This is a genomic window from Candidatus Afararchaeum irisae (genome assembly GCA_034190545.1).
Lineage (GTDB): Archaea > Halobacteriota > Halobacteria > Halobacteriales > Afararchaeaceae > Afararchaeum > Afararchaeum irisae.
The window spans coordinates 17,079-41,912 of the sequence record JAXIOF010000025.1; the positions used below are offsets into that span (position 1 = coordinate 17,079).

Below are 24,834 nucleotides of genomic sequence, written 5' to 3' on the forward strand. Positions count from 1 at the left end.
TTTCCGACAAATTATCTTTCCGACAGTCTCTCGGCAATCCGGTAGGCTCCCTGTGCAGCCGAGAGGTCGGGTCTGTCGGCGGCTATGACGTCGACGTCCCTCTGTATCTCGTCGCTGAGACGTTCCTCGAACTCATCGACTATTCCGGGTATACACGCCATGCCACCCGTGAGGACTATCGCCTCGTCGAGTGCGTTCTGGTAGACCTTCATGTGGTCGTTGGCTAGCTGTGGGAGGAAGTTGTTGGCGACCTCGTCTACTGCGTCGTCGAGGTACTCGTTTACGGCGTCCATCACGCTCCTCTCTATAGTGAACTCGTGTGAGCCGCCGCCGGGCTGCTGTATGACGTCGGTGAACGGCTCGAAGTCGTCGAAGTCGGCGTGTTCCTCCTTGTACTCGCGCGCAGTCGTGAGGTCTATATTGACCCTGCCCTGTGTCTCCTCCTCGACGAGGTTTGCGATACGTCTGTCCGCCTCATTTCCGGTTACTGCGCCCGTCGAGAGAGGGGATATCTGTTCGCCTCTCCTGTAGGCGTTCGCCTCTAAGTTGGTCGAGCCGAGGTTGACGGCTATAAACGTCTTCTCGACGGCGTCGAGACCCTCGCCGAACGCCGGGATAGCACCGCAGAAAGACTCGGGATAGCTTCTCACCGTCTCGCCGCCTATCTTACTCTCCTCGACAATCTCTTCTAGCCTTTCGAGTCCCTCCTCGTTCTCTATGTTTGGAACCGCATACACGACGACTTCAGTCTCGGGAACCCCGTTTTCCTCGACGAGTTCGTTGAGGAACCTCTTCGCGAGATCGGCGCTCTCGTCATCCTCGGGGAGACCCGACCGTAACATGAACTCGACCCTGTCGGGGTACTCGTTCGCCGCCTCCTCGCCGTAGAGGAGTTTCTCTTCGCCTGTTATGACGTCCTCGTAAGTCGCCACACAAGTCAGAGCGCGTATTATCTCAAGACCTCCGTCGGGCTCTGGAACCGTTATGATAGTACGCGTACTCCCGAGCTTGACTCCTATCGGAGCCTGACTCTGGTGCTGGCGCATCGAGGTCTGATCTGACTCCGACCCCGATTCTGTCTGTGTCTCGTCCTCGACATCCTCTGCTTCGTCGTCGTCCTCGGCGTCGCTCATCTCTCACCCTCCTTGGCTTCGCCCTCGCCCGTGAAGACGTCGACGACATCGACGTTAGTACGTGACTCTAAGGGCTGTACAGAGTTGAGGAAAGCCTCTATGTCGTCGCCCGCGAGATGTGCTATGAACACGAGGCTCGTTATGTGTTCGTCGAAAGGAATCTTGGTCATGAAAGGGGTCTCTGTGATCTCCTCGACGAGCTTGACGGGCTTCTGGTTGACTCCCGTCGTCGAGGAGCCGTCCACCTCACGTAGCCTCTTCTCCATCGACGACTTGACCTCGTCGGATATCCAGCCGAGGTCGAGGTAGAGGTCGAGAGCCTTGTAAGCGCGTCTGATACCCATCGACGAGACGAGGTAGTCAGCCCATTTGAGAGAGACGATCTCCTTCGCCTTCGAGTCGGGCATACCTTCGAGATACGCCTCGCCGTCCTCCTTCTGTGTCAGAAGAGCCTCGTCGAGGCTCGCCGCCTCCCGGAGTTCGTCGACGTCGTACTCACGGGGATTTATAGACATAACCATACCGGCTTTTCCGGTGCTACCTACTTAAAGCTCAGGCTTCAGCATTCAGCCTTCAAGCGACCCCTCGACCTCGTCGAGTATACGTTTGGCGACCTCGGTCTTACTGCCCCTCTGAGTTTCGACCCCGTCGACACCTAAGATTCTCACCGAAGTCTCATCGTCACCCATAACGCTCGCGTCGTTTGCGACGATGAGGTCGAGGCTTGCCCTCTCCATGACCTTCTCCGCCTCTCCCACGAGGTCGTCTTCGTCGAGTCCCGTCTCAGCCTTGAATCCGACTATGTAGGCGTCTGGGACCTCGTCCCTGACCTGGTCTATGAGCTTCGGAACTTTCTCCATGTCCAAGACGAGATCCTTTCCACTCGATATCTTCGAGTCGGACGTGTCTACCGTGTAGTCGGAGATAGCGGCGGCGGAGACGAATATGTCACAGCCTTCCTCGACCTCCTCCAAAGCCGCGTCTATCATCTCGTGCGCGCTCTCGACCTCTACGGAGTCGGCGTACCTGACCTCGTCGTCGTAGTTGTGTACGATACTGACGTCGGCTCCTCTGACATAAGCCTCCTCGGCGATAGCACGTCCCATCTTCCCCGACGAACGTGTCGTGAGTACACGCACGGGGTCGACTGCCTCTTCGGTTCTACCGCTCGTGACGACGACTCTCTTCCCTTCGAGGGGACCGTGCGAGAGGAACCTCTCACACTCCATAGCTATGTCCTCCTTGTCTGCGAGCTTAGCCTTGTCCTCCTCTATCTTCGGCGGTATCACACCGACGCCCCAGTCGTCGAGCTTGTCGAGGTTCTCTATGACGCCGGGATGGTCATACATCGGCTCGTGCATCGCGGGTGCTATCAGAACCGGGAGACCGCTTCCGAGTGCGGTCGTCGCGAAGGTCGTCACAGTCGTGTCGTCTATCCCGTTGGCGATCTTTCCGACGGTGTTCGCGGTCGCGGGTGCGACGAGGAAGAGGTCTGCCTTCGCGTCTGTGTCCCTGAAAGAGTCCTCAGATCTGTCTACCTCTGTCTCCGTGACAGCCTCTTCTCCTTCTGAGCCCGACCCCGCCCCGCGTATCGACTCGAAGTCGCTCTCTACGGTGCCACAGAGGTCGACGTGTTCGACCTCGCCCGTGATCTCGGTTATGACGGGGTTCCCCGACGCGAACTCAAGAGCCCACTCGTGGACTATCTTCTGAGCCGACTCGGTCATCACGGCGTGTACTTCGGCGCCGCGGCGTCTGAGTTCGTGTATTATCTTGACACATTCCACGGCGGCTATGCTTCCGGTGACTCCGAAAGCGACTGTCTTCCCGTCGAGAGTCATTAGACTGGATTTCTCGGTCGTCAACGTCAAGGTTACCCTTTTGACTCTCGGCACCGTATAGAGTATAATGGATAAGGTCGAGTTCGAGACTACCGTCTATGCCCCTCGGAGCGACGTCTACGACTTCCTCGTCGAGTTCGAGAACTACGGCAGGTACAGCGACAAGATAGACGACGTGACCGTCGTAGGTGAGAGTCCGCTGGAGTGGGAGATCTCGGTCTCGTGGTGGCTCCTGAGCTACACCGCGAGGTCGGCGGTCACCCAACGTGTCGAGAACGAGCGCATAGACTGGGAGATAACGAAGGACGTAGACGCTTGGGGGTCGTGGATTCTCGAAGACACCGACTCCGAAGACAGCCGTTACGATGACGCGACACGTGTCGTCCTCGAAGCCGAGTACGAGCCCGAACACGCCGACAGACTGTCGAGCCTCCCTACGTCGAAGCTCGTGTCGCTCGCGAAGCCCGTCGTGATAAAGGAAGGACGCCGTGTCCTGAGACGTGTCGTCGGCGACCTAGAGGGGAGACGCAGAAATGTAGACCTCGACGTCAGACACGTCGAGAGCTAACTTATATACGCCGAGCGTCACTCTGGTCTCTTATGAACACGGATGTCATCGGCTGGTCACTCGGACCCGGAAGAACTGAGGAGAGCTTCGACTTCCTGACTCCTCGGGCTGTCGGAGTCAAGGTGGGGGAGTTCGTTCATTACGACCACGAGGATGACAAGATACTCTGCCGGGTGACCCAGAGAGACCGGGTCGAGTCGTCGGATGAGACCATAGACGCCATGTCGAGCTACATACCCGACGACGACCTCGATGTCTTCAGGTCGAGCCACGGACACCGCGTGACTGCGAGGATACTCGGTAAGTACGACGAGAGCTTCGGAAGCTTCCAGAACCTCAGGAGTCCGCCCTCGATAGGACAGGACATCCATATGACATCCGACTCGTTCCTCTCTAGCGTGATATCCCCTGAGAAGGAGATGGGAACACTCCGCGTCGGAAGCCTCCTAAACCGACCCGGAGACGCGGTCGAGATAGACGTCGACATGGACGAGATTGCGACGAAACATCTCAGCGTCCTCGCGAGCACGGGAGCGGGTAAGAGCTACACGGTGGGGGTTCTCTTAGAGGAGATGTCGAAGCCACACAACAGAGCCTCGTCTGTCGTCTTCGACATACACGCCGAGTACTCGACACTTGCCGAAGACGAGAGGTACGGCGACTCATTCAACCACATAGACGACCCCAAGATAAAGATATCTAGCTTAGGAGTCGAGGACTTCGACGTCGCCTTCCCCGAGGAGATGACCAGCCTCCAGCGCGAACGTCTCAGGGAGCTTCTCCGTACTCTCGACATAGGTGACCCTTCGAAGAGCGACCCGTGGAGGGACAGGGTCAGAACCAACTACTCCGTCGGCGACATGATAGAGAAGCTCAACCCCTCGGACGAGCTCGACGCCTCGGTTGCTTGGAGGCTTGAGTCACTCCTCGACTTCCACTCTCTCCGAACCGAGGAGGAGACTCCCATAGAGGATCTGTGTGAGCCCGGGAAATGTAACATAGTCGAGTTCCCGTCGGGGGCGGGGAAGCTAGAGAGAAACCTCATACTCTGGCATTTCACGAGACGTATATTAGAGGCGAGGAAGAGGTCGATGAGGAAGAAGAGACATTCGTCCGGAATAGACGAGGTAGACATAATCGACGTTCCGGTTACACTCTTCATAGAGGAAGCACACAACTTCGCGCCGTCGGACAGACAGCTCAAGACACGTGGACTTCTACAGGAGATAGCACGCGAGGGACGTAAGTTCGGAGTGGGTCTCTCTGTGATCTCACAGCGTCCGTCACGTCTCGACGAGGACGTTCTGTCGCAGTGTAACTCGTCGGTCGTAATGAAGGTCAGAAACGGTGTCGATCAGGACGCGATAGAGAGAACTGTCGAGTCAGCCGGAGAAGACCTCATACGTGACCTCCCGGGTCTCACGACGGGACAGGCGGTGCTCGCGGGAAGCTTCATCAACACGCCTGTCCTCGTAGGAATAAGACAGAGGGAGACCGAGCACGGCGGTGTAACTCCCGACGTCGCCGAGGAGAGCGTCTCGGCTTACGAGTCACAGTCACAGACGCAGCCCCAGTCACGGAGTCAGACGGAGTCAGATCCTCGCGGCGGATCGTCACCCTCGTCGCGTTCTAAGGAGAGGTGAGACGGTCTATACTGTCTTCTATCTCGGGGTTCTCTTCTCTCAGTCTCCCGACGTCGTTCTCGCCGTTGACGTTTATGACGTGGAACCTGCCTCTCTCCTCGGAGTAGATGTCCTGGAAGTCATAGACTCCTCCCACGACATCGACGCCGTCGGGTACGTCTTCGCTGTCTATCAGCCTCCCGACCTGACTGTCGACGTTTCTCTCGACTAGCCTGTTTACCGCCTCGTCGTCGGAGACCGAGTCGGGAAGACTCTCGACGTACTCCTCGATGCCACGTTCGATCAGACCCACCGACTCTTCTATTCCGTCGGGCTCGTCCTCGTCTAATCCGTCAGTTATGGCTGTTGTACGCCGCAGTCACAGCACCACATCCCGTGTGTCCCATCACGACTGCGGTCTGAGTACCCGTGTGCACGAGGGGATACAGGACGTCACCCGAGATGACCTCACCTTTCGGTGTCTCCTGCACGACGCGGTTACCTATGTTTCCGCACGTGAAGATCTTACCCGGAGTCGAGTTGTTCCAAGCAGCGTCCTGTAAGACGCGCGAGTCGGAACAACAGACTGTGACGTAGTCGGGACTCTGGGACTCCTGTACCCCGTCGAAACGCCCCTCGAACTCCTCGACGTGGCTCTGGTTACCTCCGAGTAGCTCGGATATGTCTAGAGTCAAGGTGTCTTCTGTTTAGGTAGCCGTGTCTCCGCCCCTCAGACGTGCTTGGTTATGTAGCCCGCTATCCTGTTACGGACGTCCTTCGACTCGACGTTCGTGAGTTCCTCTACCTTCTCCTTGTTCGTCTCGAAGTCGGCTGTGAACACCTCGGGATACCTGTCGAGGAGTTCTCTTCCGGTTTTCTTGATATAGGCTGGCTTTATCGGCATTCTTGTTACTCTATTCGTACTCGTCTTTGTAAACTATTCGGCTTTGGCTTCCGACGGCTCGTCGCGTCTCAGACGTCGGGTGACGACACCTATACAGACGCTCCCACGAAGCCGCGGAGAAGCTTAGCACCGAGAAGAGACGCCTCTCCGGAGCCGTGTGAGGGACACGCCTCGACGACGTCGAACCCCACGGCGTCAGACGCGACGTGCTCGACAACGTCTCTCACCTCTCGGGGTTCGAGACCGTAGGGCTCGGGTGTTCCGACTCCGGGCGCGTAACCCGGGTCGACAGCGTCGAGATCGACAGAGATGTAGGGTCTGTCGTAGCCTTCGAGAGCCTCCTCGACCGACTCGACGCTGAATCCGTCCGCGGTAACTACTGTGACGTCATCGGCGTCGGCACGTCTGTACTCCTGTCTCGAACCTGCCCTCGCTCCGACCACGACGGCGTCTATTCCCTCCTCCAACGTCCTCCGTGTCACACACGCGTGGCTGTAACGGCTCCCCTCGAACTCGTCCTTGAGGTCGAGATGCGCATCTATCGAGACGAAGACGTCGGGCTGAGTAGCCCTCACTCCCGCGAGAGATACTGTGTGTTCGCCCCCGATAAGAACAGGAGTCTTTCCGTCGTTGACAAAGCCCTCGATGACGTCCGCCGAGAAGCCGACGACCTCCTCGGGCGAGTTCCAGACATCCAAGTCGCCGTAGTCGTGCACGCCGATCTCGTCCAGACCCACACCGTGTCTCGGGAGATAGGGCTCGAATCCGTAAGACGCCTCACGTATCCTCCGGGGACCGAAAGCAGTCCCGCGTCTGAACGAGACCGTGGCTTCGAGTGGAACCCCCGCTATTACGAACTCCGACTCGTCGTACTCGTCGTCGGCGTCGGCGAATGTCATTTCTGAAAAACTCAGCTAACCGATGTCTCGTAGCTAGTTCTCGACTACACGTCTCTGACCCATCCCTTCGAGGAAGGTTATGGTATCACCGTCTTCGACTTCCATCTCCTCGGGAATCTTCATGTCTATCGTGTCGTACGAGTCGAGATCCATGACCTGTACGATGTCCTCGCTTGTCCTCGAAACGACCTGTCCCTCCTTTCTCTCTATTATGGGTACACGGATCTTCGCGTCGACGGGCTGGACGAACTCCCTCTTCTGGTCGTCGAAGACGCCACGTCCCTGGACGCGCGCCTTCGCACTACCGTGCTTTCCGGGCTTAGACGTCGAGATGCTGTTTATGACACACGGCTCGTCGTCGATCATGACATAGCCGCCCTCCTGGAGATCTCTGACCTCTCTCTGTTCAGTTGTCATACTTGTTACTCCTCTCAAAAACCTATAAAACTGTTCAAACGTCTCGCCTTCGTACCCGTAAGCCTTTTTTCGCGTCCGTGAGTCGTCTTAAACATAACATGGATCTCGATGAGTTCGTCGGAGACCTGGTCTCGGACATCTCTGCTGTCTTAGTCTTCACGCCCGCGAAGATAGACGTCGAACAGGAGACAGACGTCGACGTCGTGAAGGTGGGCGACGACGGAGACGTCGAGCTTCCACTCGACTTCGACAGGCTCGAAGACAGACTGAGGTTCGGGATAGGAGGCTGTCTCGAGGAGGGACACGTCGATGAGGGCGACTACGTCGTCTGTGTCGACGGAGTCTTCGGAACCACTGATACGGTCACACGCGTCGAGGCTACTGAGTCGATGCAGACGGGTCTCTACGGTCTCTTCATGAACTCGAAGCCCGACCCGAGCGTCATAAGAGACGTCATAGATCTCGCAGTAGAGCTCGGAAAGAAGGGTCAGAAGGGAGAGCCAGTGGGCGCGCTCTTCGTGATAGGCGACGCGGGTAAGGTTATGTCAAAGTCACGTCCTCTGTCGTACAACCCGTTCGAGAAGTCACACGTACACGTCGGCGATCCCATAGTCGACGTGATGCTCAAGGAGTTCTCACGTCTCGACGGTGCCTTCGTGATCTCCGACTCGGGTAAGATCGTGAGTGCCTACCGTTACCTCGAAGCCGACGCCGAGGGGATAGATATACCGAAGGGTCTCGGGACACGCCACATGGCGGCGGCTTCCGTAACACGTGACACCAACGCCATCTCGGTTGTCCTCAGCGAGAGCGACAGGTTAGTAAGAGTCTTCAAGGGAGGCGACCTGGTTCTCGAATTAGACCCTGAGGAGTACTGATACGATGTCACCCGCACCTATCCAGATAGTCTCCGACGAGATGCTCAGACTCCTCGAGATCAGAGCCGTCGACGCCGCCGTAGTCGTAGTTATAAGCTTGATTCTCGGATACACCGTCGAACGTCTCCTTCTACGTATCGGATGTAGGTTCGGAGTCGACGACTTCGCAGAGGGAACCTCGTTCGAGAGAAGCATGCAGTCGTTAGGGATGGGAACCGTTGAGGTCATAGCTAGGTCGGTCGCGTGGTTCATCTACTTAGGAGGCGTCGTAACAGCGATAGAGATACTACAGCTTCAGGGTCTTCTCACCGACGTCCTCCTCCCCATCTCGGTTCTGATACCACGTCTCTTCGTCGCTGTTCTGATACTCGTCGTCGGCGCGGTAGTCGGCGACAAGGCGGAGACACTCGTCACAGAGAAGCTAGAAGACGTCAAGCTTCCCGAGGTCTCCTTCATACCGTCGTACGTCAAGTACACCGTCTTCTTCGTCGCGTCTCTTATGGCTCTGAGTCAGATAGGCGTCTCGACGACTGCACTCTACATACTCCTCGCGTCTTACCTCTTCGGCGTGATACTCTTCGTCGCTGTCGCGACCCGTTCACTTCTCAGGTCGGCGGCGAGCGGTATCTACCTCCTACTCACACAGCCCTACCAGATAGGTGACACAGTACACGTCGGCGAGGTCGAGGGCGTCGTACAGGAGATAGACACATTCACGACACGTATAGACGACGGAGGAAACGAGTACGTGATCCCCAACTACAAGGTCTTCGAGGAAGGAGTAGCGCGCGAGGTGGACTGACGGAATGAGGCTCGACGACGCCATAGACTGCGCCGACTGTGGAGTCGAGAGAAGTCTCCGTGACTGGATCCACGACGACGGAGTCTGTGACAGCTGTGGCTGTCGCCACGTCTTCTCACGTATTCACGCCGCTCTGAGGTCAGCTACCGACGGAGAACTCGAAGGCTGGAGCCTCGAAGAAGTCGTCGAGGAGTTCGGACTCTCCGACGACGAAGCCGTCAGCCTACTCGTCGCACTCGGTGTCTCCCACTCCGCCGCCGTAGACATCGAGAGGACATATCTCGGTGACTGGCCCAGGTCGGAGTGGAGACGTCTCATAGGAAGGACGCGTGAGAGCGAGAGGGAGGACAGACGTGAGACGCGCGAGAAGCTGGAGGAGTACGGAATCGAGACCGAGCTCTGACCCAACACTTATGACCGTATGAACATATATTCATTCGATGGAGTCAGAGCCCCAACACGAACGTCTGAGCCGTTATATCGAGTCGTGTCGTGACGACGTCTGTGACGCCGATGTCGGAGAGAGACTCGAAGAGCTTGAGAGACTCTCTGAGTCTGCCGAGGACAGAACCGATCCCGACGACCTAAATGCACTCTCGACACTCGGAAACCCGACGCGTCACCGTATACTCCGTCTCCTAGACGAGTCGGACGGCGACCTCTGTGTCTGTGAGATTGAGCCCGTAGTCGACGTGAGTCAGAGCGGTGTGAGCCACGCACTCTCGGATCTCACAGACGCGGGTCTCGTCGAGAGAAGACGTGAGGGAAGATGGCGTTTCTACACAGCCACCCGGCTTGGGGAGTCGCTTCTCGGAGCCCTTGACAGTGAGGCTGAGAGATGAGCGACAGCCTAAACATACTCGACCGTTACCTGACCCTCTGGATAGGTCTCGCTATGGTAGCCGGGGTCGGAATAGGACGTCTCTTCCCGGGGGTCGCCGACCTCCTAAACGCCGTGACGTGGCACGGCACGAGCCTTCCGATAGCCATCGGTCTCTTCGTGATGATCTATCCCATAATGGCGGAGATAGAGTACGGACGAGTACCTCTCGTGACGCGTAAGTCGAGACGTGAGATAGGTCTGACACTCACGTTCAACTGGCTGATAGCTCCTTTCGTCATGTACGGTCTCGCCACCTACTTCCTCTCGGGATATCCCGACTTCGCCACGGGTCTCATAATAGTCGGAATAGCACCGTGTATAGCGATGGTTCTCGTCTGGAACGACCTAGCCTCTGGAAACCAGGAGATGTGTGCGGTCTGTGTGGGTGTCAACAGCCTTCTCCAGATACTTCTGTTCGTGCCCTATGCCTTCCTCTTCCTCAGGTTTCTCCACGACACCGCCGTCGACGTAACCGTCTCACTCATAGCCCAGACGGTGTTCGTCTTTCTCGGACTTCCGCTCACCCTCGGATACCTCACACAGAAAGTCGCTTTCCGAAGGATCGGCAGACGTGCCTACTACGAGAAGGTGGTTCCACGTATCAGCCCCCTCGGTCTCCTCGGGCTTCTCTTCACGGTAGTAGTCATGTTCGCACTCAAGGGCGAGTACATAGTCAGACATCCGGGTGAGATAGGTCTGATAGCTCTACCCCTCCTGATATTCTTCGTCGGAATCTGGGGCATCGCATACCTCGTGAGTGCCGCACTCGACTTCGACTACACCGAGAGTGTGAGTGTCGCCTTCACGGCGTCTTCGAACAACTTCGAGCTAGCGATAGCGGTTGCGGTCGCAGTATTCGGAATAGGATCGAACGTCGCCCTCGCGACGGTCGTAGGACCCCTGATCGAGGTTCCCGTGATGCTGGGTCTCGTCCGTGTCGCTCTCGCGACGAAAGACCGTCTCTTCGACGACGACGAAACCGGGGTGATCAGCGTTGTCGGATAAGACTACTGTGGCTTTCGTCTGTGTTCAGAACGCGGGACGTTCACAGATCGCAACCGAGTTCGCCCGGAGGGAGACAGAGAAGCGAGGTCTCACCTCCGAGATCGAGGTGATCACGGGAGGTACTCAGCCCGCCGACGAGGTACACGAGGTCGTCGCCGAGGCTATGTCCGAGACGGGCTATCTCATAGACCGCGAGCCACGTGAGATACGGTTCGACGAACTCGATGACGCCGACTACGTCGTTACGATGGGATGTTCCGCCTCCGACGTCTGTCCCTCGACCGCGACTGCTGAAAGCCGTGACTGGGATCTCGACGATCCCGACTCGAAGCCTCTCGAAGAGGTCAGAGAGATACGTGACGAGATACGGAGACGTGTTGAGTCTCTGATGGACGAGATAGAGTCGGAGTCCTAAAGCAAGCCCTTTTTAGGTTAGTTCCGAAGTTCGGGTATGCGACTCGACCAGGTCACTGACGAGGTTCTCGAAGACGTAGTCCCCGACGACGACGAGCGTGACCGTCTCCAAGACGTCTTCGAGAACGTGAGACGTAGGGCACGAGAGGCTATCGACGAGAGGGGGATCGACGCCGATGTCGAACTCGTCGGAAGTGCTGCGCGTGACACTTGGATCTCGGGTGACAGGGACATAGATGTCTTCCTTCTTCTCCCCGACGACCTCCCCAGAGACGATCTAGAAGAGACGGGTCTCGACGTCGGTAAGCAGGTCTTCCCCGACGGTGTCGTCGAGTACGCCGAACATCCCTACGTCAAGGGACACGAGAAGGGCTACGACGTCGATCTCGTGCCGTGTTACGACGTCGAGTCGGCAACTGAAGCGAAGACCGCTGTCGACAGGACGCCCTTCCACAACCGGTATGTCTCCGAGAGACTCGAAGACACAGACGATGCCCGTCTCCTCAAGTCGTTCACGAAGGGGATCGGTGTCTACGGGAGCGAGCTACGTACGAGGGGCTTCAGCGGATACCTGTGTGAGCTTCTCGTTCTCCATTACGGCGGATTCGAGGAAGCTATAGAGGCGGCTTCCGACTGGAGCCCACAGGTCACCATCGACATAGAGGATCACGGTACGAAGGAGTTCGACGATCCTCTCGTCATCGTAGACCCCACAGACCCCGAGAGAAACGTCGCCGCCGTCCTGAGCCTCGACAACTTCGCGCGTTTCGTACACGCGTGCCGGCGTCTCTCCGCCGAGCCCCGGAAGTCTCTCTTCTTCGAGTCGAACCCCGGGACGGTCAGCCGCGAGGATCTCGAAGAGTACCTCGAAGACAGACAGACCACAGTCGTCTGTGTGACCTTCGAGTCTCCCGACGTCGTCGAGGATCAGCTCTATCCCCAGCTCAGAAAGACCGAGTCTTCTCTAGTCGACGAGGTCGAGAGACGTGGCTTCGGGGTTCTGAGATCCGACGTAGCTGCCGACGACCGCGGGCTGATACTCTTAGAGCTCAACATAGCTGAACAGTCGAGGGTCGAGAGACATCTCGGTCCGCCCGTCCACGTCCGTCAACACGCCGAGAGCTTCAGGTCGAAGTACGCCGATGCCGACGTAGTCGGACCCTACATAGACGACGGCAGGTACGTCGTAGAGAGGCAACGTGACCATCCTACAGTCGCCTCATTCGTCGAGAGCGACGACTTCTTAGAGATAGGAATGGGTAAACACGTCGAGGAGAAGATCCATGAGGGCTATGATGTCTATGTCGACGACGACTGTACCCGTCTCATCGAGGAGTTCGGCTCCGTCTTTGCGACACATATCTCCCCCGAAGTAGTCGAGTAGTACTACACAGGTAGTATATTTCATGGACTGACAACCGTTAAGTAGCGTCATGGAAGAGTATTGTGTAGTTATGTCAGAGGCAGACGATACCAAGTCGATGGGAATTATAGCTACGAAGGGAACCCTAGATATGGCTTACCCACCTCTCATACTCGCCTCTACTGCCGCGGCTTTCGGCTGGAATGTCCATGTCTTCTTCACCTTCTGGGGTCTCGACATACTTCACAAGGACAAGATGAAGAACCTCAAGGTGTCTCCCGTGGGCAACCCCAACCTTCCCGCGCCGATGCCCAACATCGTCGGGATGCTCCCGGGTATGACATCGATGACGACCAAGATGATGAAGAAGGAGATGGACGAGGAGAACGTCGCCGAGATAGATGAACTCGTCGAGATGTGTAACGACGCCGGTGTTGACATGCTCGCGTGTCAGATGACAGCCGACCTCTTCGACTACGACGACGACGACTTCGTTGAGGGAACTGAGGCGGGAGTCGGCGCGGCGACGGCTCTTGAGATGATGGCGGACTGCGACATACAGCTCCTGGTATAGGAGTCTAGACCTCCGTAGTGAGAAATCCTTTATCCGTGTAGAGAGTTTATCTACTACATGATCTACACGGAGGCGGAGTATGAGAGATAGACGAGCCGCTTTTCTGGCTATTCTGATAACAGTAGCCGCTGTAGCTTCCGTTGGAACAGCCACGGCGGCGGACTCTGTGATAGGAAGCCCCGAGATAGACCTAACGGCGTCGGATCACAGATTTCTGCCGGGAGAGGAGAGACAGCTACGGATCGACGTACTCAACGACGGCAACATAGAACAGGGAGGACCCGCTCAGCACGAACAGCGTGTCAAGACTGCGAGGGGGATGACTATGGAGGTGAGGAGCGGAAATGCTCCCATAGAGGTCAAGACGGGGAAGATCGCAGTCGGTACTGTTCCTGCGGGGACAAAGGGACCTTACTCGGTTACTGTAACTGTTCCTGAGAACGCGACACCCGGAACTTACCGTCTTCCCGTCGACATCGAGTACAGGTATACGCGTTCGGTCGAGTACGGCGACGTAATTTCGCCTGACTACAACGACTTCTCTCGTGAGGAGACGAAGTACGTCGAGATCCGTGTCATAGACAGGGCGAGGTTCGAGGTCGTAGAGTCGTCTTCGGACGTTCTCGTCGGAGACACTGGTACGATGACTCTCGATATAAAAAACGTCGGTACGCAGCCTGCTCGCAACGCCGAGGTCTCAGTGACGTCGAATGACGCGAAGCTCAGCTTCTCGGGATCGTCGACCGCGAGCAGCGAGGTCGGATTCTGGGAGGCTGGGGAGACTAAGACGGTCAAGTACAGGGTCGGCGTCAACGAGGACGCGATACCCCGACGCTACTCCGTCACCACGAGGGTCAGCTTCGACGACACAGACGGAATATCCCGTGTTTCCGACGACCTCTCTGCGGGTCTGCTTCCGTCTCCCGAACAGGAGTTCGAGGTCGTTAACCACGAGAGTGACCTACGTGTCGGAGAGGAGGGAAGAGTCTCGGGCGAGGTTGTCTACTCCGTCAACAGTACAGTCTCGAACGCCGTCGTGACTCTCCAGAGTTCGAGTCCCAACATCAACCCGACGGAGACCGAGTACGCAGTCGGAGACCTCGGAGCGGGCGAGTCGAAGAGCTTCAATTTCACTGTCGAGGTCAATGACGAGGCTGAGGCGGGAAGTCGTCAGCTGTCGTACGTCGTTCGTTACAGGAACCAGAACGGTGATATCAGACGGAGTGACCCAGTAGACGTCCGTGTCGATGTCGGGGAGGAGCGCGATGAGTTCTTAGTCGAGCCTATAAATGCGACCGTAGAGGCGGGCGGGACCTCTTCGGTCGAGATGAGGGTCACGAACAACCAAGACGAGACAGTAACCGACATCAACGCTAAGATCTTCACGAACGACCCGCTTTCGAGCGGCGACGATGAGGCTTTCATCTCGTCACTCAAACCCGGCGAGTCGTCTAATATCACCTTCGGACTGAGTGCGGGCGGAGGAGCACTTCCGAAGACATATCCTATCTCAATCGACTTCAGCTACGATGAGACGGGCGATCAGAAACTCTCAGACACCTATAGCATCCCTGTCGACGTGACTCAGCCCGACGAGTCTGGTGGTCTTCCGCTCGTCCCCATAGCAGTAGTCGTGGTAGTCGTATTAGGAGCCCTCTGGTGGTGGAGGAGGTAGAACGTGTCCCGGGGTAGATTCGACTTCGGGATTGATTACCAGCGTGTCATTGACCTCATCGACGACCTGATAGTCAATAGGACGAAGTACGTCTTAGCCGCCTTCTTAGTCGTTACAGCTGTCTTCAGCCTCGGGCTCGGAGCTACAAGTACTGAGACCGGAACCGACCAGTTCACTCAGGATATGCCTGCACAGGAGGCACTTGACCAGGTCGAGGAGAAGTTCGAGTACTCGTTTGAGGGCGACGACGGAAGCACTCAGCTAATACAGTCGGGAGAAAATGTCGTCTCTAAGCAAGGGATTCTGAGAATGCTGAGAGCACAGAAGAGAATGTCGGAGAGGGAGTCCCTGAGGGTCGAGTCGGCGAACTCCGCCGCGAGGGTAGTCGCGACGACGCTCGATCCCTCGGCTTCGACACTCGAAGAGCAGATAGATGCGGTCGAGTCGGCGACACCATCTGAGGTTAGGTCGGCTGTGAGAGACTCGGCTGACAACATACGTTTCACGTCTCTTCTCTCGAAGGACTTCAACTCCGAGTCGGCGTCCGCCTCGGCGGCACTCGGTATAGTCACTCATAGGATACCCTCCGATGTCTCCGGCGGCAGTGGGGGTGGTGGAGGAGGCGGAAGTTCGCCGATGACCGACATACAGCTCAGGTCACAGGACGTCGTCAACTCAGTCGGGGGTAACATACGTGTCTTCGGAAGCGGAATCATAAACGACGAGTTCGCGAACGTCATCACCGACTCGCTTATCATAGTCGTCCCTGCGGCGTCGGTTCTGATACTCGTCTTCCTCGTCGTCGCCTACCGCGATCCATTCGACCTCTTCCTTGGAATTGTCTCTCTCGGGATGGCTATAGTCTGGACATTCGGCTACATGGGACTCGCCGGAATTCCGTTCTCACAGATGCTGATAGCCGTGCCGCCTCTTCTCCTCGCAGTCGGAATCGACTTCGGCATACACGCGGTCAACAGGTACAGGGAAGAGAGGGTAGCCGGAAACGGAGTCGACGAATCGATGAGGACTGCGACCGACCAGCTTCTCGTCGCTTTCTTCATAGTTGCGGGCACTACAGTTCTCGGCTTCTGGTCGAACACTACAAGCGCGCTGGGTCCTATACGTGACTTCGGACGTGTCGCAGCCGTCGGTATCATATTCACGACACTCATATTTGGTATCTTCCTTCCAGCGGCGAAGCTCTACATCGACAGGTTCAGAGAACGGCGTTCTCTCCCAGAGTTCGGGTCACAGCCTCTCGGTTCCGAGGACTCAGTTCTCGGAAAGATATTACCCATAGGCGCGCGCGTCTCACGTCCGTCTCCCGAACTCTTCCTCGCTCTGATACTCGTCCTCACCGCGGGAACCGCCTACTACGGCACGGGTGTTGACACCTCGTTCTCGCGTGACGACTTCCTGCCACCCGAGGATGTCTCGCCCCTTGTGAGGAATCTACCTGAGCCCTTCGCTCCAAGCGAGTACACAGTCACAGAGACCACCAACTACTTAGAGGAGAAGTTCAAGTCGAACGATAACGCTCAGGTCACAGTCTATGTCGAGGGACATCTTGAAGACGACTCTGCGCTCGAGAACGTCGTGAGGGCGAGCCAGAATCCGCCGGAAACCTTCTTGAGCCAGGATCGCCGGGCTAGAGGCGAGAGCATCGTGACCGTCATACGTCAGTACGCGCGCGAGTCGGAGAGCTTCGGGAGGCTCGTCGCGAGGAACGATCAGAACTCGAACGGAGTCCCCGACGACAACTTGGACGAGATATACGACGCCTTACTCACGTCGCCGTACCGTGACCGCGCCCTCGACTACATCACAGAAGACAGAAGATCGATGCGTGTCGTCTACTCCGTCGAGGGAGACGCCTCCGACGCCGAGGTCACCGAGGACGCAAGATCTGTCGCCGATAACTACAGGTTCGACGCCACAGCCACAGGACAGACCGTAGTTTTCGAGGCTGTCTCTGATGTCATATTCGAGTCGGCTCTCCGAAGTCTCGCGCTCGCGCTCGGTGCTACTGCTGTCTTCCTCGTGATCGTCTACTCCGTGATAGAGGGAAGACCGTCACTCGGAATCGCTAACCTCGTCCCTGTCGTCGTGACCCTCGCGCTCATCGCGGCGTCGATGCGTTACCTCGGTGTCTCGTTCAACGCGATGACTGCGACTATACTCTCAATTACGATCGGCTTAGGAGTCGACTACTCGGTTCATACGACACACAGGTTCGTCGACGAGTACGACGAGAGCCACGACACCTACGCCGCTCTCTTCAGAACACTCAGAGGGACGGGCGGTGCTCTCACGGGAAGTATGCTCACGACGACAACGGGAATCGGTGTCCTCGTACTCGCTATAACACCGATACTCGGACAGTTCGGTCTGATGACGGGTCTGAGCGTCTTCTACTCGTACCTCACTTCGGTGATCGTCCTACCGCCGACACTCGTCCTCTGGACGCGTTACGAGAGCTTTGCTCTCGTTGGCTCATCAGACGAAGTCTGATGAACGTCTGTAAATCTTTGATTTACAGGGCATGACGAGACGCTTCGCGTCTCGTTGCAACCGAAAACGCGTAGCGTTTTCGCGGGTATGCCAATCTTTGATTGGCTACAACACAAATCAGAGATTTGTGGAAACTCGTGAATCTTAGATTCACGAACTTCCCCAGAACGCCTTGCGTTCTGGTGTGCGAACGAATCGCTCTGCGATTCGTCAACGTTACGAGAGCTTTGCTCTCGTTGGCTCGGAAATCGAAGATTTCCGAACGTCCCGAGAACTCTTTGAGTTCTCGTGTGCACGTCAATCTTTGATTGACGAACGTCTGTAAATCTTTGATTTACAGGCTCTAGTCCTTCAGACGCGACCCACCCGTCGGGAGGAACTTCTGTATCTCGTCGGGGCTCGCCATCTTCCTGACTAGCTTCTCGTCCCTGCCGTCGGCTTCCTCTCTGAACCTCCTGTAGATCTTCTTTGCGGTGTCGTTCTGTGAGTACATACCCGGCTCTAACTCGACGTAGTACTTCGATCTGTCCTCTATCGCCTCGGGCGGACCTCCTATCACACCCGCCTTCTCGTCGAGACGTAGACCCACGCCGACGCTCAAGGGAACCGTGTAGTACTCTCGGTCTCCCCTCACGACGACGCTACCCTTCTCTATGTACTCGCCGCTCTCGGGCGTCTTCGATAGCTGGTCGGGGGTCGCGGAGTAGACGTCCGCGGTTCCGTGTCCCGCGTCCCAGACAGACGAGTACGACGCCGCGAAGATCGCCGCCTGTCTCTTGCTCGACTCGGGGAAATCGACGTCCTTCTTCGGCTCGTTTGGTTCGGTAGCCTTCAGGATGGTTATGGGAGCGCCGTGTGCTTGAGTGTGGAAGAAGAGGTCGTTCGACTCGGTGTACTTCTTGTATATCTCCTCGTTCTGGTCGGCGTTTCTGCCGCCTATCACGAGGAATCCGTCGGAGGTTCTGAACCACCGGAACCTGTCGTACCACATCTCGCCTCGGGGCTTCACGACGGTCTTGTCCTCTTCTTCGTCTTCCTCAGTCTCCTCTTCCTCCTTCCTCTTCTTTAGGTTCTCAAGCTCCTGTCTGCTGTTTTCGAGAGCCTCTATCGCACCTTCTCTTTTCTCCCTCAGGTTCTTCGCTTCGTCGTAGAGACGGCTCGCGTTCTCCTCTATCCCCTCGCCTACGTCGATCTCGACAGTTCCCTCCCCGAGGTCTATCTCTACCACTCCGTCACCTCCTCTCACCGACTCGACTATCTCGGCTGACTCTATACCCTTCTGGCTCGCCTCTTCGAGAGTCTCCTCTATTTCATCCCACGTCTGTCCCGACGACCTTGCCTCCCTGACGTTCGACAGAAGCTCGTCGACTACGTCGTACTTCGCGTATAGCCTCTCGGCTTTCTGTTTTAGCTCCTCCTCCTCCTCTTCGAACTCCTCGACGGCTTCCTCCTGCTGACGTATTATGTGTCCGTACTTCTGTATCTCCTCTTCGAGCGCCGACTCCGCCTCCTCGCTTTCCTCCTCTTCCTTCTCCTTCGCCTCGTCGAAGTAGGCGTCGAGGGCGTCGTTGAAGCTCTCGTAGCTTTCCTTGTCGTTGCCGTCGTACTTCTCCAGGCTGAAAGGAACGACGTCGACGGGATCTCCGTCTCCGTCGTAGACTATCTGGGGGTCGAGGTTCTCGACTCCTACGCTGTCGGTGTCGCCGTCTCTGAGAGGTGAGAAGATCTCCTCCATCGCCTCGAAGAGTGCCTCGTAGTCGTCCTCGTCGGCGTCGGAGATCGGTTTCTCCTTCTCGACCTCCGCGCGCGCACAGATCTCCTCAGCGTAGAGACCTCCGAAGTTGAGCTGTGACGCGAGCGTCCTCACGAAGTCGGTGTCGGAGTCCTCCATCGTCTCGACGAAGCCGTCGTACGTGAGTTCGAGAGGGTTGAGACGTGACTGCGGGAAGACGTACTCCTCTCCCGGTGCGACAGTCCTAGTCTTGAGACGTACTGTCTCGGTCGATCTCAGGACTGTTCCGTCCGACTCGGTGAATACGAAGTTGCCGTCGCCGAATAGCTCCGCGACCATCGAGTACTCGTCTTCTCGCTCGCCTCTTATCTCGACTATCCTGTCGAAGTCGTACTGTTCGACCGACGCGATCTCGCCCCCTGAGAGACGTTTCCTCATCAGCATCGCGAGGTCAGGAGGTCTCTGGGGTGCTTCCTCGGGGCTCTGTGTGAGATGTATTCTCTTCCAGTCGCCCGTCTCCACGATGAGGTCGAGACGCCCCCTGTCGTAGTCACGTATCTTAACCCGAACCTTTCCGTCTTCGTACTGGTAGAACTTGTCGAACTTCGCGCCTTCGAGTTCCGAGAGCTCGCTCACGGCTGCGGCTATATCGACACTCGTCATCTCCTTCTTCATGGCACACCTCCGTATCCGTATTCGTATCCGTCTTTATCCATTCTGCCTCTTCTCGACATCGACCCCATCTTCCTTTCCTATGTGTACCTCGTCGGCGATCCCTTCGAAGACGCCGTGTTCGACGACACCCGGAACCTCGGATATACGCGATCCGAGTCTCGAAGCCTCGAACTCGCCGAAGTCGACGTCGAGCACGAGGTTTCCGTTGTCGGTGACCACGGGACCGTCTTTTCTCTCCGCCTCGCGTAACTCGGGGTCACCTCCCATATCCGAGAGACGTGACTCTACGACCTCGGCTGCGTCTCCGACGACTTCGACGGGAACCGGGTAGTCGAGAGCCTCGGAGTACTTCGACTCGTCGGCGACTATGACGACTCTGTCGGACGCCGACGCGACTATCTTCTCCCTCAGATGTGCGGCACCTCCGCCCTTGACTAAGCTGAGATCGTCGTCGAACTGGTCGGCTCCGTCTATGTCTATGTCGGGAGTCTCGACATCGAGTGACGTCAGGGGTATCCCCTCCTCGACAGCGATCTGGCGCGACTGGTACGAAGTCGGAATCCCCCTTATTTCGAGACCCTCTTCTCTGATCCGCTCGCCGAGACGTCTTACCGTGTAGGCGGTCGTACTTCCCGTCCCGAGACCCACTACGTCGCCGTCGGACACGAGATCCGCTGCCGACTCACCCGCGTTTCTCTTCTCCCTCTCTGATCCCGATGTGGATTTCATTTCTTGTCTGAGATGTGGCATCTCGCGCCTTCAATCTTCGTCTTCTACGTCTACGTCCCGTCTCCGAAGACGTGCTCCTCGGCGGGGAACTCTCCCTTCTTGACGTCTTCGGCGTACTCCCTCGCCGCCTCCTCTACTGTCGACCTGACGTCTGCGTACTCCTTCACGAACGACGGTGAGTCCTCTGAGAGACCTATGAGGTCGTCGATTACGAGAACCTGTCCGTCGACATGTCTCCCCGCGCCTATGCCTATAGTCGGGACGTCTATCGCGTCAGTCACCGCACCCGCGACTCCCTCGGGCACCCCCTCGACAACGAGACAGAAGACGCCCGCGTTTTCGAGTTCGCGCGCCTTCTCGACTAGGAGGTCGGCAGTCTCTGAGTCACGTCCCTGTATCCTGTGTCCCCCCATCTGGTTGATCCGTTGGGGAGTGAGACCTATATGTCCCATCACAGGAATCCCTATCTCGACGAGACGCTGGGTTACCTCGACGGATATCTCTCCCGTAGGTGGTGTCTCGATCTTGACGGCGTTGGCGTCCGCCTCCTTGAGGAGCCTCCCGGCGTTCTCGACCGACTTCTCGACGGAGGCTCCAACTGAAACGAAGGGCATGTCAGCCACTACCATCGACTCCTCCGAACCGCGTGAGACTGCGCCCGTGTGGGAGACCATCTCGTCGATAGTCACGGGGAGAGTCGTGTCGTAGCCGAGACGCGTGTTGCCTACCGAGTCGCCGACGAGAAGAATGTCTACCTCGCCGTCGAGTATCTCCGCCGTAGGCGCGTCGTACGCCGTCAGCATCGTGATCCTCTCTCGGTTTTGCTTCATCTCACGGAGGTCTTTCACCGAAGTACGTGTCATTACCGTATCTGTCACACCGAGCACAGATAAACCATACCGTAGACCCGTGAAGTGCGGATCTGACACCACCACACAAATACTTATCCTATGAGTGTGTAGGCGTGAGTATGGGTGGGGTAAGTCTTCCCAGGGGGGAGAGTCTGTACGGCAGTCTCAGAACTGACTTCGTCGATGTCGACGGTCTCGTTGAGGACTTGGAGAGAACGCGTCTGACGGGATACGTGTCGGTCGAGGACGACAGAGACGAAGATGTCACGGGGGTATTCGTGTTCTCCGACGGTGATCCCGTCGGCGGCGTCTACCACGGTGTCGAGGTGGAGTCAGAAGACGTCGAGGGGAGTCTCGGAAGTCTCGTCGACGACGGCTACAGCCTGCGTGCTGTCTCTGTCCCTGACCGTCTCGCAGAGGCGGTTTCGGCGTCTGTCACCGGGGACACGGTTCACGAGTCTCTCCACACCGACTACGTCGACCCGAGAGGCTTCTTCGACGACCTCGAAGACGAAGGATTCACAGGCTCTGTCGTCCTCTCGTCGGAGACCGACAGTCTGTACGGCTGTGTGCATCTCAGAGACGGCGAGCCTTTCTACTCGGCGGTTCAGTCTCCGGACGAAATCCGTGAGGGCATGGGAACTGTAGTCGAAGTCATGGATGACGACTCGAATGAAGTCCTGGTCGACGTCTACGAGTACGACCATCCCGGCGACACCGACGGGACAGTGAGTCAGAGCCGTACTCACGACGACGGCTACGTCTACGGACGGAGCATAGCCGCTGTACGTGACAGTCTCTCCGACGTCTCGGGCGATATTCCGTTTATGACCGCGCTTGAGGAGGCGGTTCGGGAGAAAGACGTCGACGGCGTAGACATCGACGGGTCGAGAGTCGTAGTCGACCCCGAAGCCGACCCGGCGCGTGTCTCGGGGGTTCTCGACGAGGCTCTCGAATCCACTGAGGCAGTCCTGCGTGTCACACAGCAGAACCTCGAAGAAGGCGAGGTGAGGAGACGCGCAGTCGAGGCTCTGCGTGAGGAGACTGACGCGAGGTCGAACAGTGCCGCCGACGACATACTCGAATCAGTAGCACAGACCGAAGGATAGAATAGGAAACGCGAGAAGTTACGGATATGAAAGTTCTCGGGGTAGTGGGGCAGTCTGACTCGGGTAAGACGTCTCTCATCGAACGTCTCGTGGGCGAGGTCGACGCAACTGTAGCCACGGTAAAGTCGATACACCACGACATCGACGTGGACGAAGAGGGGAAGGACACATACAGACACTCCGACGCGGGAGCCGAGACTGTCGTCGGTGTCACGCCGTCGAAGAGCTTCGAGATCACTCAGGCGCGTGACTCCGACCAAGACGACGTCTCGAAGTCGGATCGTCTCTCCGAACACCTCGACCGACTCGCCGACGGCGGCTACGACTACGTCCTTGTCGAGGGATTCAAGCACAGCCGTCTTCCGAAGGTGGTTCTCGGAGATCTGAGCCACGATGACCTCGGCGGCGACGCCGTTCTGAGTGCCGACAAGGGCTCCGACGTCGATGTCACCGAGCTACTCGACGTGGTCGACGACTTGGAGGAGTATGAGACAGTAGGATCGCTCGTCCGACGCGCCAAGTCACATCCCGACTCGCCAAAGGCGGGGGCTGTGGCGACGTTCACGGGACGCGTGCGTGTCGAGAACCACGAAGACGCCGAGACTACACATCTCAGGTTCGAGAAGTACGAGGGGGTCGCCGACGAGAGACTCGACTCTATACGTTCCGAACTCAAACAGAGAGACGGAGTCTACGAGGTACTCATGTACCACAAGACAGGCGTCGTTGAGGGCGAGGAGGACATAGTCCACGTCGTCGTCCTCGCCGGACACCGTCAAGAGGCATTCGAGACAGTAGAGGACGGCATAAACCGTCTCAAGGACGAGGTTCCTATATTCAAGAAGGAGGTCACCGAGTCAGGCGACTACTGGGTACACAGCCGTCCGTAGTGTAGTATAGCAGTTAGTACGACTCTTCGAGTATCTCGACGAGGTCGTCGTGGTCGAGCTCGACGGGGTTCGTCTCTATCGCCATCTCCATGTACTCCTCGGAGTTGTCGGCGAGATCCTCTATCTCGTCCTCCTCTACTCCGAGGTCTTCGAGTGTCACGTCGAGTCCTATGTCCTCCTTTAGCTCCTCAAACGCGTCGACGACGTAGGTAGCGTCGAGGACGGGGTCTGCTATCTCGACTCCTAAGAGCTCCGCAATCTTTGAGTACTTCCTCTTCGTCTCCTTGTCTCCGTTCTCGACGTTGAATCTCGCGACCTCGGATGTCACAGCCGCGAGAGCGTCTCCGTGTGCGACCTCGGGATGGAGAGCACTCACGGAATGTGCGAGCGCGTGGGTCACTATGACCATGCTCGTCGTCTCACAGATTCCCGCGAGCGTGTCGGCGACAGCCATCTCCTCCCTCGCCTCGGGGTCGTCATCGACAGCGTCCCTGAGGTAGTCCCCGACCTTCTCTATACCCTTCTCGGCGAAGACGTCCGACATCGCGGTCGCACTCTCTGCGACGTACGCCTCGTTGAGGTGACACAGCGCGTCGAAGCCCGTTCTCGCGGTGAGCTTAGGTGGCATCTCGCCGGGTATGTCGGGGTCGACGACAGCGGCTTTGGGGACGAGTGGATCGCCACCGAAGCCGGGCTTGGCGTCCTCTTCCTCGTTCGAGATCACAGCCCACGGGTCGATGTGGCTCCCGGTTCCGCTCGTCGTTGGGACTGCGACTATCGGTAACGCTTCCTCGATCTCTTCCTCTCCTGTGCAGTATCCCCAGATCGATTCGTCGGGAGAGTCGAGAGACGCGAGTCCGAGTGCCATCGTCTTTGCTGTGTCCATCACACTACCGCCGCCCATAGCCACGACGACGTCGACGCCGTTGTCCCAGAGCTCTCTGATGCCGTTCTCGACGTTTTCAACCGTGGGATTGGGCTGGACGTTGTTATACACGAGGTACTCGACGTCTGCCTCGTCTAAGCTATCCTCGACGTCGTCCAAGAAGCCCGCCTCCTGCATCGCGTTTCTCGTCGTGACGACGGCGGCTGTGTCTCCGTACTCGCTCGTAATCTCTCCTATCTCGTTCCTTCTCCCGCGTCCGAAACGCAGGCTAGTGTCGGGATGGTCGTAGTCGAAGTTCATACATACGAAGATGGTGCTCGGCGGGGTTAACATTTCAGGTTTTGTCAACGGTAGGAGGTTTGACTTATATACCCAAACAGACCATAGATTTATGTGTTATCTGGGTCTGAATTATAAGGTCGGTACTTCCCAACTGAGTTAGCTCAGGGTCTTTGTTGAAGCCGGCTTGGATA

Annotated in this window: 24 protein-coding genes and 1 pseudogene; 14 read left to right on the plus strand and 11 right to left on the minus strand. The window is 57.3% G+C overall.

The features are described from left to right. Nucleotides 1–11 precede the first annotated feature (11 nt). From SV253_03420 to coaBC, 3 genes are all read right to left on the minus strand, one after another. Nucleotides 12–1,046: a rod shape-determining protein gene (locus SV253_03420; GenBank protein MDY6775117.1), complete on the minus strand. Its 1,035-nt coding sequence runs from the start codon at nt 1,044–1,046 to the stop codon at nt 12–14. An 83-nt stretch (nt 1,047–1,129) separates the two neighbouring features. Further along, nucleotides 1,130–1,648, minus strand: a complete 519-nt coding sequence (locus SV253_03425) for a FlaD/FlaE family flagellar protein (GenBank protein ID MDY6775118.1) — start codon at nt 1,646–1,648, stop codon at nt 1,130–1,132. A 51-nt stretch (nt 1,649–1,699) separates the two neighbouring features. Continuing rightward, entirely contained in the window at nt 1,700–2,974 is a 1,275-nt protein-coding gene (gene coaBC / locus SV253_03430; GenBank protein MDY6775119.1) for a bifunctional phosphopantothenoylcysteine decarboxylase/phosphopantothenate--cysteine ligase CoaBC, read from the minus strand. 67 nt (nt 2,975–3,041) lie between these two features. Between coaBC and SV253_03435 the strand changes: the two genes are divergently transcribed. After that, nucleotides 3,042–3,542, plus strand: coding sequence for an SRPBCC family protein (locus SV253_03435; GenBank protein MDY6775120.1), 501 nt, complete (start codon nt 3,042–3,044; stop codon nt 3,540–3,542). Nucleotides 3,543–3,574: 32 nt separating this feature from the next. Next, complete coding sequence (locus SV253_03440) at nt 3,575–5,185, plus strand: ATP-binding protein (GenBank protein ID MDY6775121.1); 1,611 nt, start codon at nt 3,575–3,577, stop codon at nt 5,183–5,185. On the opposite strand, the pseudogene SV253_03445 reads toward SV253_03440, so the two are convergent. From SV253_03445 to SV253_03460, 4 genes and pseudogenes are all read right to left on the minus strand, one after another. Further along, a pseudogene (locus tag SV253_03445) lies at nt 5,172–5,859 on the minus strand (carbonic anhydrase). The gene SV253_03440 and the pseudogene SV253_03445 overlap by 14 nt on opposite strands. 35 nt (nt 5,860–5,894) lie before the next feature. Continuing rightward, on the minus strand, nt 5,895–6,068 hold the full coding sequence (locus tag SV253_03450; GenBank protein MDY6775122.1) for a 30S ribosomal protein S17e: 174 nt from the start codon (nt 6,066–6,068) through the stop codon (nt 5,895–5,897). A gap of 89 nt (nt 6,069–6,157) precedes the next feature. Next, a complete protein-coding gene (gene speB, locus SV253_03455; protein ID MDY6775123.1) occupies nt 6,158–6,967 on the minus strand; it encodes an agmatinase in 810 nt (269 codons plus the stop codon). Nucleotides 6,968–7,000: 33 nt separating this feature from the next. Beyond that, a complete protein-coding gene (locus SV253_03460) occupies nt 7,001–7,384 on the minus strand; it encodes a translation initiation factor IF-5A (protein ID MDY6775124.1) in 384 nt (127 codons plus the stop codon). A 98-nt stretch (nt 7,385–7,482) separates the two neighbouring features. Between SV253_03460 and SV253_03465 the strand changes: the two genes are divergently transcribed. The 10 genes from SV253_03465 to SV253_03510 all read left to right on the plus strand — a co-directional run bounded on the left by SV253_03465 (nt 7,483) and on the right by SV253_03510 (nt 17,489). After that, nucleotides 7,483–8,262 carry a diadenylate cyclase domain-containing protein gene (locus SV253_03465; GenBank protein ID MDY6775125.1) on the plus strand — a complete coding sequence of 260 codons (780 nt, stop codon included), beginning with the start codon at nt 7,483–7,485 and terminating at the stop codon, nt 8,260–8,262. Nucleotides 8,263–8,266: 4 nt separating this feature from the next. Next, entirely contained in the window at nt 8,267–9,064 is a 798-nt protein-coding gene (locus SV253_03470; protein MDY6775126.1) for a mechanosensitive ion channel, read from the plus strand. 4 nt (nt 9,065–9,068) lie between these two features. Further along, complete coding sequence (locus SV253_03475) at nt 9,069–9,467, plus strand: hypothetical protein (protein MDY6775127.1); 399 nt, start codon at nt 9,069–9,071, stop codon at nt 9,465–9,467. A gap of 37 nt (nt 9,468–9,504) precedes the next feature. Continuing rightward, nucleotides 9,505–9,906, plus strand: coding sequence for a metalloregulator ArsR/SmtB family transcription factor (locus tag SV253_03480; protein MDY6775128.1), 402 nt, complete (start codon nt 9,505–9,507; stop codon nt 9,904–9,906). Continuing rightward, complete coding sequence (gene arsB / locus SV253_03485) at nt 9,903–10,952, plus strand: ACR3 family arsenite efflux transporter (GenBank protein ID MDY6775129.1); 1,050 nt, start codon at nt 9,903–9,905, stop codon at nt 10,950–10,952. Before SV253_03480 ends, arsB begins: the two co-directional genes overlap by 4 nt. After that, a complete protein-coding gene (locus SV253_03490) occupies nt 10,942–11,367 on the plus strand; it encodes a low molecular weight phosphatase family protein (protein MDY6775130.1) in 426 nt (141 codons plus the stop codon). The genes arsB and SV253_03490 overlap by 11 nt, the downstream gene beginning before the upstream one ends. A gap of 36 nt (nt 11,368–11,403) precedes the next feature. Further along, nucleotides 11,404–12,750, plus strand: coding sequence for a CCA tRNA nucleotidyltransferase (gene cca / locus SV253_03495; protein MDY6775131.1), 1,347 nt, complete (start codon nt 11,404–11,406; stop codon nt 12,748–12,750). Nucleotides 12,751–12,820: 70 nt separating this feature from the next. Then, a complete protein-coding gene (locus SV253_03500) occupies nt 12,821–13,303 on the plus strand; it encodes a DsrE/DsrF/DrsH-like family protein (protein MDY6775132.1) in 483 nt (160 codons plus the stop codon). A 79-nt stretch (nt 13,304–13,382) separates the two neighbouring features. Further along, nucleotides 13,383–14,978, plus strand: coding sequence for a COG1361 S-layer family protein (locus SV253_03505; GenBank protein MDY6775133.1), 1,596 nt, complete (start codon nt 13,383–13,385; stop codon nt 14,976–14,978). A 30-nt stretch (nt 14,979–15,008) separates the two neighbouring features. Next, nucleotides 15,009–17,489 (plus strand): MMPL family transporter, encoded by a 2,481-nt coding sequence (locus tag SV253_03510; protein ID MDY6775134.1) that lies wholly within the window; start codon nt 15,009–15,011, stop codon nt 17,487–17,489. A 343-nt stretch (nt 17,490–17,832) separates the two neighbouring features. Here the strand turns inward: SV253_03510 and rqcH are convergent, their stop codons facing one another. The 3 genes from rqcH to panB are packed head-to-tail and all read right to left on the minus strand — an operon-like array spanning nt 17,833 to nt 21,488. Next, nucleotides 17,833–19,896 carry a ribosome rescue protein RqcH gene (gene rqcH / locus SV253_03515; GenBank protein MDY6775135.1) on the minus strand — a complete coding sequence of 688 codons (2,064 nt, stop codon included), beginning with the start codon at nt 19,894–19,896 and terminating at the stop codon, nt 17,833–17,835. Between the two features lie 33 nt (nt 19,897–19,929). Then, complete coding sequence (gene rpiA / locus SV253_03520) at nt 19,930–20,625, minus strand: ribose 5-phosphate isomerase A (GenBank protein MDY6775136.1); 696 nt, start codon at nt 20,623–20,625, stop codon at nt 19,930–19,932. 50 nt (nt 20,626–20,675) lie between these two features. After that, on the minus strand, nt 20,676–21,488 hold the full coding sequence (gene panB, locus SV253_03525; protein MDY6775137.1) for a 3-methyl-2-oxobutanoate hydroxymethyltransferase: 813 nt from the start codon (nt 21,486–21,488) through the stop codon (nt 20,676–20,678). Between the two features lie 107 nt (nt 21,489–21,595). Between panB and SV253_03530 the strand changes: the two genes are divergently transcribed. Further along, a complete protein-coding gene (locus SV253_03530) occupies nt 21,596–22,585 on the plus strand; it encodes a hypothetical protein (protein MDY6775138.1) in 990 nt (329 codons plus the stop codon). Between the two features lie 26 nt (nt 22,586–22,611). Continuing rightward, the gene (locus SV253_03535; GenBank protein ID MDY6775139.1) at nt 22,612–23,475 is read left to right on the plus strand and encodes a molybdopterin synthase; all 864 of its coding nucleotides are present in this window, start codon (nt 22,612–22,614) and stop codon (nt 23,473–23,475) included. Nucleotides 23,476–23,488: 13 nt separating this feature from the next. On the opposite strand, the gene SV253_03540 is transcribed toward SV253_03535, so the two are convergent. Continuing rightward, a complete protein-coding gene (locus SV253_03540; protein MDY6775140.1) occupies nt 23,489–24,661 on the minus strand; it encodes an iron-containing alcohol dehydrogenase in 1,173 nt (390 codons plus the stop codon). Between the last annotated feature and the right edge of the window lie 173 nt (nt 24,662–24,834).

What these genes read in the sequence shown, in the direction of transcription:
- SV253_03420 (MDY6775117.1), bottom strand. Translation starts at nt 1,046, where the DNA reads ATGCGCCAGCACCAGAGTCAGGCTCCGATAGGAGTCAAGCTCGGGAGT.
- SV253_03425 (MDY6775118.1), bottom strand. Translation starts at nt 1,648, where the DNA reads ATGTCTATAAATCCCCGTGAGTACGACGTCGACGAACTCCGGGAGGCG.
- coaBC (MDY6775119.1), bottom strand. Translation starts at nt 2,974, where the DNA reads ATGACTCTCGACGGGAAGACAGTCGCTTTCGGAGTCACCGGAAGCATA.
- SV253_03435 (MDY6775120.1), top strand. Translation starts at nt 3,042, where the DNA reads ATGGATAAGGTCGAGTTCGAGACTACCGTCTATGCCCCTCGGAGCGAC.
- SV253_03440 (MDY6775121.1), top strand. Translation starts at nt 3,575, where the DNA reads ATGAACACGGATGTCATCGGCTGGTCACTCGGACCCGGAAGAACTGAG.
- SV253_03450 (MDY6775122.1), bottom strand. Translation starts at nt 6,068, where the DNA reads ATGCCGATAAAGCCAGCCTATATCAAGAAAACCGGAAGAGAACTCCTC.
- speB (MDY6775123.1), bottom strand. Translation starts at nt 6,967, where the DNA reads ATGACATTCGCCGACGCCGACGACGAGTACGACGAGTCGGAGTTCGTA.
- SV253_03460 (MDY6775124.1), bottom strand. Translation starts at nt 7,384, where the DNA reads ATGACAACTGAACAGAGAGAGGTCAGAGATCTCCAGGAGGGCGGCTAT.
- SV253_03465 (MDY6775125.1), top strand. Translation starts at nt 7,483, where the DNA reads ATGGATCTCGATGAGTTCGTCGGAGACCTGGTCTCGGACATCTCTGCT.
- SV253_03470 (MDY6775126.1), top strand. Translation starts at nt 8,267, where the DNA reads ATGTCACCCGCACCTATCCAGATAGTCTCCGACGAGATGCTCAGACTC.
- SV253_03475 (MDY6775127.1), top strand. Translation starts at nt 9,069, where the DNA reads ATGAGGCTCGACGACGCCATAGACTGCGCCGACTGTGGAGTCGAGAGA.
- SV253_03480 (MDY6775128.1), top strand. Translation starts at nt 9,505, where the DNA reads ATGGAGTCAGAGCCCCAACACGAACGTCTGAGCCGTTATATCGAGTCG.
- arsB (MDY6775129.1), top strand. Translation starts at nt 9,903, where the DNA reads ATGAGCGACAGCCTAAACATACTCGACCGTTACCTGACCCTCTGGATA.
- cca (MDY6775131.1), top strand. Translation starts at nt 11,404, where the DNA reads ATGCGACTCGACCAGGTCACTGACGAGGTTCTCGAAGACGTAGTCCCC.
- SV253_03500 (MDY6775132.1), top strand. Translation starts at nt 12,821, where the DNA reads ATGTCAGAGGCAGACGATACCAAGTCGATGGGAATTATAGCTACGAAG.
- SV253_03505 (MDY6775133.1), top strand. Translation starts at nt 13,383, where the DNA reads ATGAGAGATAGACGAGCCGCTTTTCTGGCTATTCTGATAACAGTAGCC.
- rqcH (MDY6775135.1), bottom strand. Translation starts at nt 19,896, where the DNA reads ATGAAGAAGGAGATGACGAGTGTCGATATAGCCGCAGCCGTGAGCGAG.
- rpiA (MDY6775136.1), bottom strand. Translation starts at nt 20,625, where the DNA reads ATGAAATCCACATCGGGATCAGAGAGGGAGAAGAGAAACGCGGGTGAG.
- panB (MDY6775137.1), bottom strand. Translation starts at nt 21,488, where the DNA reads ATGACACGTACTTCGGTGAAAGACCTCCGTGAGATGAAGCAAAACCGA.
- SV253_03530 (MDY6775138.1), top strand. Translation starts at nt 21,596, where the DNA reads ATGGGTGGGGTAAGTCTTCCCAGGGGGGAGAGTCTGTACGGCAGTCTC.
- SV253_03535 (MDY6775139.1), top strand. Translation starts at nt 22,612, where the DNA reads ATGAAAGTTCTCGGGGTAGTGGGGCAGTCTGACTCGGGTAAGACGTCT.
- SV253_03540 (MDY6775140.1), bottom strand. Translation starts at nt 24,661, where the DNA reads ATGAACTTCGACTACGACCATCCCGACACTAGCCTGCGTTTCGGACGC.